Raw genomic sequence first — 10,346 nt, 5'->3', positions numbered from 1 at the left:
CGCCGGGCTACCGCGCCCGCCGGTGCGCCGGAGGCCGGGACGCCCGCCGTCGCCGCAGAGACCGAGGCTGTCGCCGTGACCGACGAGACGCCCGCCGCGCCCGCCGAGGCCGCCGAACCCGCACCACGGACCCGCCGTCGCGCCACGCGTCGGGTGGCTGCGCCCGCCCAGGCCGAAGCGCCCGAGGTGACCGAGGAGCAGGCCGCCCCCGCTGCCGCTGAGGAGCCGAAGGCTCCCGAGGCCCCTGCCGTACCCGCCGAGGCCGCGCCCGCCGAAGCCGCTCAGGCCGACGAGGACTCCGGTTCGCGTCGTGGGCGCCGTCGGGTGGTCCGCCGGGCCGCCGGTGGTTTCACGGCGCCCGCGCAGGAGAAAGCGGAGGCCGACGCGCCGCGTCGTCCGGCCCGGCCGGCGGTCGCCGTGTTCCAGGCGCCCGTGTTCGCCGAGCCGCAGTTCCAGACCCCGCAGCGGGCCGCCGCCGAGGCTGCCGCCGCCGAGGCCGAGGTGACGGAGCCCGAGGAGCTCGAGGAGACTCCGGAGACTTCGGAGACCCCGGAGCTCGTGGAGGAGCCGGCCGGGTCGCGCCGTCGCCGTCGGCGCCGCGGCGCCATCGGCGAGGAGGCCGGGGCCGGCCGCACCGCCGCTCCCGCCGTGCCCGCGCCCGCCGCCGAGGACGAGTCGGAGACCGAGCCCGAGGAGGCCGACGAGGCCACCGAGGACGTACTCGACAGTGACGACGAGAGCGAGGACACCGGGTCGCGTCGCCGTCGCCGTCGCGGTGGCCGTCGCCGTCGCCGTGGCGATGCCGCCGACGGTGAGGGTGACTCCGGGGACGCCGAGTCCGACGAGTTCGCCGCCGAGCAGGCCGCGCAGGACGCCGAGGACACCGCCGAGCAGGAGGACGAGGACGCGGAGGACGTGGAGGACGAGCCCGGTGGCTCCACCGCCGGCAGCCGCCGTCGCCGTCGCCGTCGTCGTCGTGCCGGTGACTCCTCGACCGAGGCCGAGCAGCCGGGCGACGGAGACCCCGAGCGCACGGTCGTCAAGGTCCGTGAGCCGCGCAAGCCCTCCGAGCCGTCCGACGAGGTGCAGTCCATCAAGGGCTCGACCCGTCTCGAGGCCAAGAAGCAGCGCCGCCGGGAAGGCCGTGAGCAGGGCCGCCGACGGGTGCCGATCATCACCGAGGCGGAGTTCCTGGCCCGCCGCGAGGCCGTCGAGCGGGTGATGGTCGTCCGCCAGAGCGGCGAGCGCACCCAGATCGGCGTCCTGGAGGACGGCGTGCTCGTCGAGCACTACGTCAACAAGGAGCAGGCCACCTCGTACGTCGGCAACGTGTACCTGGGCAAGGTCCAGAACGTGCTGCCGTCGATGGAGGCCGCCTTCATCGACATCGGCAAGGGCCGCAACGCGGTGCTCTACGCCGGTGAGGTCAACTTCGAGGCGCTCGGCATGGCCAACGGGCCGCGTCGCATCGAGGCCGCCCTCAAGTCGGGCCAGTCGGTCCTCGTCCAGGTGACGAAGGACCCGATCGGCCACAAGGGCGCCCGTCTGACCAGCCAGGTCTCCCTGCCGGGCCGCTACCTCGTGTACGTGCCCGAGGGCTCGATGACCGGCATCAGCCGCAAGCTGCCCGACACCGAGCGGGCCCGGCTGAAGACGATCCTCAAGAAGATCGTCCCCGAGGACGCGGGCGTCATCGTGCGCACCGCCGCCGAGGGCGCGAGCGAGGACGAGCTGCGCCGCGATGTCGAGCGACTGCAGGGGCAGTGGGAGGACATCCAGAAGAACGCGAAGAACGGCGGCAACGCCCCGACGCTGCTGTACGGCGAGCCGGACATGACCGTCCGGGTCGTGCGCGACATCTTCAACGAGGACTTCACCAAGGTCATCGTCAGCGGTGACGAGGCCTGGTCGACCATCCACGGGTACGTCTCGCACGTCGCGCCCGACCTGACCGACCGTCTGTCCAGGTGGACCTCCGAGGTCGACGTCTTCGCCACGTACCGGATCGACGAGCAGCTCGCCAAGGCGCTGGACCGCAAGGTCTGGCTGCCCAGCGGCGGTTCGCTGGTGATCGACCGGACCGAGGCGATGATCGTCGTCGACGTCAACACCGGCAAGTTCACCGGTCAGGGCGGCAACCTCGAGGAGACGGTCACCAGGAACAACCTGGAGGCGGCCGAGGAGATCGTGCGCCAGCTGCGGCTGCGCGACCTCGGCGGCATCATCGTGATCGACTTCATCGACATGGTGCTGGAGTCCAACCGGGACCTGGTGCTGCGTCGCCTCCTCGAGTGCCTGGGCCGCGACCGTACGAAGCACCAGGTCGCCGAGGTCACCTCGCTGGGCCTCGTGCAGATGACCCGCAAGCGGGTCGGCCAGGGTCTGCTGGAGTCGTTCTCCGAGACCTGTGTGCACTGCAACGGGCGCGGGGTCATCGTCCACATGGAGCAGCCGACCGCCGTCGGCGGCGGCGGTAAGCGCAAGAAGCGCGGCCGCGGTGGCGACGGACCGGGCCACGACCACGAGCACGAGCACGAGACAGTGGCCGCCGACCTCGTCGAGCCCCTGGTGGGCATCGAGGAGGAGGCGGAGAGCGAGGCCGAGGTCGCCGCCGAGGTGGCCGAGCCGATCGCGCTGGCGGCCCCCGAGTACGCGCCGGACGAGGAGCTGTACAGCAGCATCGCCGAGGCGGAGGCCGCTGCCACGCGTGGCCGGGGCCGGCGCCGGGCGAGTCGCAGGGCGTCCGCTCCGGCGGGTGCGCCGCGCGGCGGTCAGTCGCGCAGGGCGGGCGGCTCCGAGGCGTTCGCCCCGGCGGAGCCCGTCGAGGAGGCCGTCGAGGCGCCCACCGCGCAGGACGTCACCGCCGAGGTGGAGGCCGAGCGTCCGGTGCAGCCGGCCGAGGCGGTCATCGTCCAGGCTGAGCCGGTCGCCGCCGAGGACCCGGTCGTCGAGGCACCGGTGGCCGAGGCCTCCGTCGTCGACGAGGCCGCGCCGAAGGGCCGTACGCGCCGTCGCGCCACCCGCAAGGTGTCCGCGCCGGCCGGCTCGCCCGCGGGGGCGGAGGCCGCCGTGGTGACGGTCACCGAGCCGGTGGCCGCGCCGGCCCCGGCCGCCGAGGCCGCTCCGGCGGAGCAGCCCGAGGCGGAGCGGGTCGCCGAGCCCGTCGTCGAGAGCGCGGCCCCGGCCCGCCCGCGGCGCCGTGCCGTGCGCAAGGCCACCGCGTCGACCGCGTCCGAGGAGACGGCCGTCGTGGTCGTCCCGTCGGCCGCGGCGGAGACCGCCGTCGCGGAGACCGTCGTCGAGACCGAGGCATCCGCCGAGGAGGGCGAGGCCGCTCCGGTGAAGAAGACGGCAGCCCGCAAGACGGCGAAGAAGGCCACGGCCAAGAAGGCCGCCACCAAGAAGACGGCGGCGGTGAAGAAGACGGCCGCGAAGAAGACCGTTGCCAAGAAGACGACGGCGAAGAAGGCAGCGAAGGCGGTGTCGAAGACGACGGCGGCGGCCCAGCAGGGCCAGCCGGGCGTCTCGGCGTCGACGGAAGAGTGATCTCCGCTTCCGTCTGATCCGGTCCGACCGTCGCGCGGGCAGCCGGTACCCACCGGGTGCCCGCGTCGGTCGGGACCCTCCCGGGTACTCGCGTCGCACGGGGTCACACGCCGGGTTACTCTGTGTCTCGCTGGTGATGGAGCGCACTCGCTCCGTGAGTTTCACTGTGGTAACCCTTGGAAAAAACGCTGTCCGCGTGCTGGTAACGTGCACCGTGGTCCCGGTGGCCGAAGACAAGCACGCCGTGACCACAGCCGATGAGCACATCCGGTCTTCCGACCGGATACGGCTGACTCCCCGCCAGGACCCTCGGGGGGCGGGGTCCTGTGTACAAGCCGTCCGCCCGCCCACAAGGTCGCGGCGGACAACCAGGGATGCGGCCGTGCTGAGCATCGACACGGCCCCTCCCGACCATGCATGTCGTGGTGCGCCTTAGAGGTCGCCGTAGAGGAGGGGATGTCGATGACCGACGCCCATGAGTTCATACCGGCCGCCAAGCCTGTGATCGCCGAGGAGGAGATCGAGGCTGCCGTGCGCGTGCTGCGCAGCGGCATGGTCGTCCAGGGGCCCGAGGTGGCCGCCTTCGAGGAGGAGTTCTCGGAGCTGGTCGACGGACGCCACTGCGTCGCGGTCAACTCCGGTACCTCCGCGCTGCACCTGTCGCTCCTCGCCCTCGGCCTCGGCCCGGGCGACGAGGTCATCGTGCCGTCGTTCTCCTTCGCCGCCTCCGCCAACGCGGTGCGGCTGGTCGGCGCCGACGTCGTCTTCGCCGACATCGACCCGGAGACGTTCTGCCTGGACCCGGCCGCGGTCGAGGCGGCCCTGTCGCCGCGCACCGCCGCGATCATGCCGGTGCACCTGTACGGCCACCCGGCCGCCATGGACAAGATCATGGCGATCGCCGGGCAGCACGGGCTCGCCGTGATCGAGGACGCCTGCCAGGCCCACGCGGCCGCGCTGCACGGCACCCCGGTCGGCGCCTTCGGTGCCGCGGGCACGTTCAGCTTCTACCCGACGAAGAACATGCACAGCCTCGAGGGCGGCATGATCTCCACCGGGGACGCGGAGACCGCCCGTACCCTGCGCCTGCTGCGCAACCAGGGCATGGAGAAGCGCTACGCCAACGAGATCGTCGGCGCCAACGTGCGGATGACGGACGTGTCCGCCGCCATCGGCCGCGTCCAGCGCCGCAAGCTGGACGGCTGGACCGAGCAGCGCATCGCCAACGCGGCGTATCTCACCGAGCACATCACCGCGCCGAACGTGCTCACGCCGAAGGTCGCCGAGGGCGCCCGGCACATCTACCACCAGTACACGGTCCGCATCCAGGGTGACCGCGACGCCGCCATGGCCAAGCTGACCGAGGCCGGCATCGGCAACGCCGTGTACTACCCGACGCCCATCCACCGGCTGAAGCCGTACTGGGAGCCGGACCAGAAGGCGGGCCGTGACTGGGACCTGCCCGAGACGGACCGGGCGGCCGCCGAGGTCGTGTCGCTGCCCGTGCACCCGGCCCTGTCCGCACAGGAGCTGGAGCGCATCGTCACCGCTGTCAATGCTCTGGGGGAGCAACTGTGAGTACCGGGAAGTCGCTGCGAGCGGGACTCGTCGGCCTCGGTTCCATGGGGCGTCACCACGCCCGCGTCCTGTCGGGTCTGGAGGGCGTCGACCTGGTCGGCGTCGTCGACCCGATGGGCGACAAGTTCGGCGCCGCCCAGGGCGCGCCGATCCTGAACACCGTCGAGGAGCTCATCGCCCTCGGCGTGGACTACGCCGTCGTGGCCTGCCCCACCGCCCTGCACGAGCCGGTCGGCCTGGCGCTCGCCGAGGCCGGGGTGTGCGCGCTGGTCGAGAAGCCGGTCGCCGACACCGTCGAGGGCGCCCGTCGTCTCGTCGACGCGTTCGAGTCGCGCGGTCTGGTGGCCGGCGTCGGTCACATCGAGCGGTGCAACCCGGCGCTGATGTCGCTGCGCTCCCGTCTGGAGGCCGGCGAGCTCGGTGACGTCTACCAGGTCGTCACCCGCCGCCAGGGGCCCTTCCCGCACCGCATCGCGGACGTCGGCGTCGTCAAGGACCTCGCCACCCACGACATCGACCTCACCGGCTGGGTGACCGGACGCCAGTACGTGTCCATCGCCGCGCACACCGTCTCCAAGAGCGGCCGTGAGCACGAGGACATGGTCTCCGCGGTGGGGCGTCTCGACGACGGCACCATGGTCAACCACCTGGTGAACTGGCTGAGCCCGCTCAAGGAGCGGTTCACCTCGGTGACCGGTGACCGGGGCTGCTTCATCGCCGACACGCTCACCGCCGACCTGACGTTCCACTCCAACGCCGCCGTGACCACCGAGTGGGAGGCCCTCCGGGCGTTCCGCGGGGTGTCCGAGGGCGACATGATCCGGTACGCCATCCCGAAGCGCGAGCCGCTCCAGGTCGAGCACGAGCTGTTCCGGGACGCGGTGCTCGGCAAGCCCGCCGACATCTGTACCCTGCGCCAGGGCATGCGCACCGTCGAGGTGGCGGCCGCGGTCCTCGAGTCGGCCACCACCGACCGCAGCGTGTCCCTTCAGCCGGAGGATCTGGCCGCACATGGCAGCTGAGCATCACACATCGGGGGAACGGTGCGTGCTCGGCAGGACTCCTATGTTCTGTGAGACTTTCCCCGCAGGACCCAGCCGGCCGTCGGCTGTCGGAGACCAGGAGCCGGAGCATGTGTGCTGCGCCTGACGTCAGCGTCATCGTTGCCGTCTACAACACGATGCCCTATCTGACGGAGTGCCTGAACTCCCTGGTCGGGCAGAGCATCGGCCGTGAGCGGCTGGAGATCGTCGCCGTGGACGACGGCTCCACCGACGACAGCGGCGCCGAACTGGACCGGTTCGCGGCGCTGTACCCGGACACCGTCAAGGTGCTCCACCAGCCGAACTCCGGCGGCCCGGCCGCACCCAGCAACCGGGCGCTGGACATCGCCACCGGCCGTTACGTGTACTTCATCGGCTCCGACGACTACCTCGGCGAGGAAGCGCTGGAGCGGATGGTGGCCTGCGGCGACAAGCACGGCTCGGACGTGGTGGTCGGCAAGATGGTCGGCACCAACGGCCGCTACGTGCACCAGGCGCTGTACAAGGAGAACGACCCGGACGTCAGCCTGTACGACTCCGCGCTGCCCTTCACCCTGGCCAACACCAAGCTGTTCCGCCGGGAACTGGTCGAGAAGTACAAGCTGCGCTTCCCCGAGCACCTGCCCGTCGGCAGCGACCAGCCGTTCACCATCGAGGCGTGCGTCCGCGCGAAGAAGATCTCGGTGGTGGCCGACTACACCTGCTACTACGCCGTCAAGCGGGGCGACGCCAGCAACATCACCTACCGTGCCGACCACCTGGCGCGGCTGCGGGCGGCCGGCGAGATCATGGACTTCACGGCCGGTCTCGTCGAGGCGGGTCCCGAGCGGGACGCGCTGCTGCGCCGGCACTTCACCTGGGAGCTCGCCAAGCTCGTCCAGGACGACTTCCCCACCCTGGACCGCGAGCTCCAGCGCCAGATCTGCGCGGGCGTCGCGCGGCTCGCCGACGTCTACTTCACCGACGGCATCCGCGACGCGATGGACGTCAAGCGCCGGGTGCGGATAGCACTGGCCCGGGCCGGTGCGATCGACGAGCTGGCCGAGGCGATCAGCTCGGAGAAGGAGCACGGGGCGCCCCCGTTCGTCCTCGAGGGCGGACGGGCCTACGCCCGTTACGCGGGTTTCCGCGATCCGCGCATCGGCCTGTCCGACCGGGTCTACGAGCTGGTCGGGGAGTCCGTGCCCGGCCGTCTCGCCCAGGGCACCGAGCTGCTGGCCTCCGCCTGGGAGCAGCAGGGCGAGGCGCTCACGTACACGCTGTCCGTGCGGGTGCCGGTGCTCGGTGACGTGCGGGGCAGCGTGGTGCGGCTCGCCACGAAGGCCATGCCCAAGTCGGCGAACAAGCCCGGCGCGCGTCGGCTGAAGGCGGACCACGTCCTGCCGGCGCCGGTGGGCGAGGTGACGCTCGAGCCTTCCGAGGACGGCATCGCCACCGTGCTGCACGCCCGGATCCCGCTGGAGTACGTCACCGCCAAGCGGGGTGTGCGGGTATACCTGGACGTGGCGGGTTCGACGTACGAGATTCCCGTGCGGGGCAAGGACCTGCCCATGCCGCTGGCCCGCCAGTGGGGCCGGGAGGGGGACCCCTACCGGGCGTCGGCCGTGGTGAACGACAAGGGGCGTGTCGTGATCGACACGGCCCGGATGTATCCGCCGAAGAGCGCACTGATCCTCCGGGCGCTGGCAGCTCCCGTCCGGAAGCTGAGGTCCCTGGCCGTCCGCGGGCGGGCGGCCGGCGTCAGAAAGTTGAAGTCCGCCGGTCTCAAGAAGCCGACCGGTTCCAAAAGGAAGTAGCGACCCTCCATGAACATCTGTGTAGTAGCACTCGGCAAGATCGGCCTCCCGCTGGCCGTGCAGTTCGCCTCCAAGGGCCACCGGGTCATCGGCGCGGACGTCAACGAGAAGGTCGTCGAGCTGGTCAACGCCGGCGTCGAGCCGTTCCCCGGCGAGCACGACCTCGACGTCAAGCTGAAGCAGGCCGTCGACGCGGGCCTGCTGAGCGCGACCACGGACACCGCGTCCGCCGTCGCCGAGTCCGAGGCCGTCGTCGTGGTCGTCCCGCTGTTCGTGGACGCCGAGGGCACCCCGGACTTCGGCTGGATGGACTCCGCGACGAAGGCGATCGCGCAGGGCCTCAAGCCCGGCACGCTGGTCTCGTACGAGACGACCCTCCCGGTCGGTACCACCCGCACCCGCTGGGCGCCGATGCTGGCCGAGGGCTCGGGGCTGACCGCGGGCGAGGACTTCCACCTGGTGTTCTCCCCGGAGCGCGTCCTCACCGGCCGGGTCTTCTCCGACCTGCGCCGCTACCCCAAGCTGGTCGGTGGCATCGACGAGGCGTCGAGCGCCCGTGGTGTGGAGTTCTACGAGCAGGTCCTCGACTTCGACGAGCGTGCCGACCTGCCCCAGCCGAACGGCGTGTGGGACCTGGGCACCGCCGAGGCCTCCGAGCTGGCCAAGCTCGCCGAGACGACCTACCGGGACGTCAACATCGGCCTGGCGAACCAGTTCGCGCGCTTCGCCGACAGCAACGGCATCGACGTCAAGAAGGTCATCGAGGCCTGCAACTCGCAGCCGTACAGCCACATCCACCAGCCGGGTATCGCCGTCGGCGGTCACTGCATCCCGATCTACCCGCGGATGTACCTGTGGAACGACCCGGCGGCGACCGTCGTGCGCTCCGCGCGTGAGGCGAACGCCGCGATGCCCGAGTACGCCGTCGACCTGCTGGCCGCCGCCTACGGCGACCTGACCGGCGTCAATGTGCTGGTACTGGGCGCCGCCTACCGCGGTGGCGTGAAGGAGACCGCCTTCTCCGGCGTCTTCCCGACCGTCGAGGCACTCAAGGCGCGTGGCGCGGTGCCGTTCGTCTCGGACCCGATGTACACCGACGAGGAGCTCGCCGCCCACGGCCTCACCCCGCACGCGGGCGAGAAGGTCACCGCGGCGGTCCTCCAGGCCGACCACGCCGAGTACCGCACGCTGACCCCGGCCGACCTGCCGGACGTCACCGTCCTGGTCGACGGTCGCCGCACGACGGACCCGGAGGCCTGGAAGGGCGTCCGCCGCGTCGTCATCGGCGGCTGACGCTCGTACGCGAACAACCTCGTGGCCCCGCCCCGCACCTGGGGGCGGGGCCCTGGTGCAGGAAGGTTTTTCCCATGTCCTGGCTGATCACGGGCGGTGCCGGTTTCATCGGTTCGCATGTCGTGAAGGCGATGACGGACGCCGGTGAGCGGGTCGTCGTCCTCGACGACCTGAGCACGGGCCGGGCCGAGCGGCTCCCGGACGGTGTGGTGCTGGAGGTCGGCACGGTCCTCGACGGTGACACCGTCGGGCGCGTGCTGCGCGAGCACGGCATCACCGGCATCGTGCACATCGCGGGCAAGAAGCAGGTGGCCGAGTCCGTGGACCGGCCGCTGTACTACTACCGCGAGAACGTCGAGGGCATGCGGGTCCTGCTGGACGCGGCCGCCGCCGCGGGGGTCGGCCGGTTCCTGTTCTCCTCGTCCGCCGCCGTGTACGGCATGCCCGACGTCGACCTCGTCACCGAGAAGACGCCATGTGCGCCGATCAACCCCTACGGCGAGACCAAGCTCGCCGGCGAGTGGCTGGTCGGGGCGGTCGGCGCCCGGCACGGCATGGCGACCGCCTCGCTGCGCTACTTCAACGTGGCGGGCGCGGCCACCCCCGAGCTGGGTGACGACGGCGTCTTCAACCTGGTCCCGATGGTCTTCGAGCGCCTGGAGGCGGACGAGGCACCGCGGATCTTCGGTGACGACTACGCGACTCCCGACGGGACCTGCGTCCGCGACTACATCCACGTCGAGGACATCGCCGCCGCGCATGTCGCGGCCGCCCGTCGGCTGGCCGCCGATCCGGACGCCCGGCTGGTCCTCAACATCGGTCGTGGCGAGGGCGTTTCGGTCGCCGAGATGATCGGTGTGATCCAGGACGTCACCGGCCGCGCGGAGGTCGAGCCCCTGGTGTCCGGTCGCCGGCCGGGGGACCCGGCCCGGGTCGTGGCCTCCGCCGACCTCATCCGCGAGGAACTCGGCTGGAGCGCGGAGCGCGGTGTGCGGGAGATGGTCGAGTCGGCGTGGGCGGGGTGGCGGCTGCGGCACCCGTGAGCGTACGAACGAGCGCATGAGTGAGGGCCCCCGGGATCATCCCGGGG

The 10,346-nt window shown here is 71.7% G+C and carries 6 protein-coding genes; all 6 read left to right on the top strand.

All coding sequences use genetic code 11. The annotated features are described in order from the left end of the window. Positions 1–3,546: Rne/Rng family ribonuclease (locus tag ACFWBB_RS41560; protein WP_385284191.1), on the top strand; the 3,546-nt coding region annotated here is incomplete at its 5' end. A gap of 462 nt (positions 3,547–4,008) precedes the next feature. After that, the gene (locus ACFWBB_RS41555; protein WP_385284188.1) at positions 4,009–5,124 is read left to right on the top strand and encodes a DegT/DnrJ/EryC1/StrS family aminotransferase; all 1,116 of its coding nucleotides are present in this window, start codon (positions 4,009–4,011) and stop codon (positions 5,122–5,124) included. Further along, positions 5,121–6,146, top strand: coding sequence for a Gfo/Idh/MocA family protein (locus tag ACFWBB_RS41550; RefSeq protein WP_385284185.1), 1,026 nt, complete (start codon positions 5,121–5,123; stop codon positions 6,144–6,146). The genes ACFWBB_RS41555 and ACFWBB_RS41550 overlap by 4 nt, the downstream gene beginning before the upstream one ends. Positions 6,147–6,256: 110 nt before the next feature. Further along, the gene (locus ACFWBB_RS41545) at positions 6,257–7,963 is read left to right on the top strand and encodes a glycosyltransferase family 2 protein (protein ID WP_385284182.1); all 1,707 of its coding nucleotides are present in this window, start codon (positions 6,257–6,259) and stop codon (positions 7,961–7,963) included. Positions 7,964–7,972: 9 nt separating this feature from the next. Further along, positions 7,973–9,256 carry a nucleotide sugar dehydrogenase gene (locus tag ACFWBB_RS41540; protein WP_385284180.1) on the top strand — a complete coding sequence of 428 codons (1,284 nt, stop codon included), beginning with the start codon at positions 7,973–7,975 and terminating at the stop codon, positions 9,254–9,256. A 74-nt stretch (positions 9,257–9,330) separates the two neighbouring features. Further along, positions 9,331–10,299, top strand: a complete 969-nt coding sequence (galE, locus tag ACFWBB_RS41535) for a UDP-glucose 4-epimerase GalE (protein ID WP_385284177.1) — start codon at positions 9,331–9,333, stop codon at positions 10,297–10,299. Positions 10,300–10,346 lie beyond the last annotated feature (47 nt).

This window comes from Streptomyces sp. NPDC060000, assembly GCF_042737375.1.
Classification (GTDB): domain Bacteria; phylum Actinomycetota; class Actinomycetes; order Streptomycetales; family Streptomycetaceae; genus Streptomyces.
This window is presented reverse-complemented; position numbering and strand designations above follow the sequence as displayed.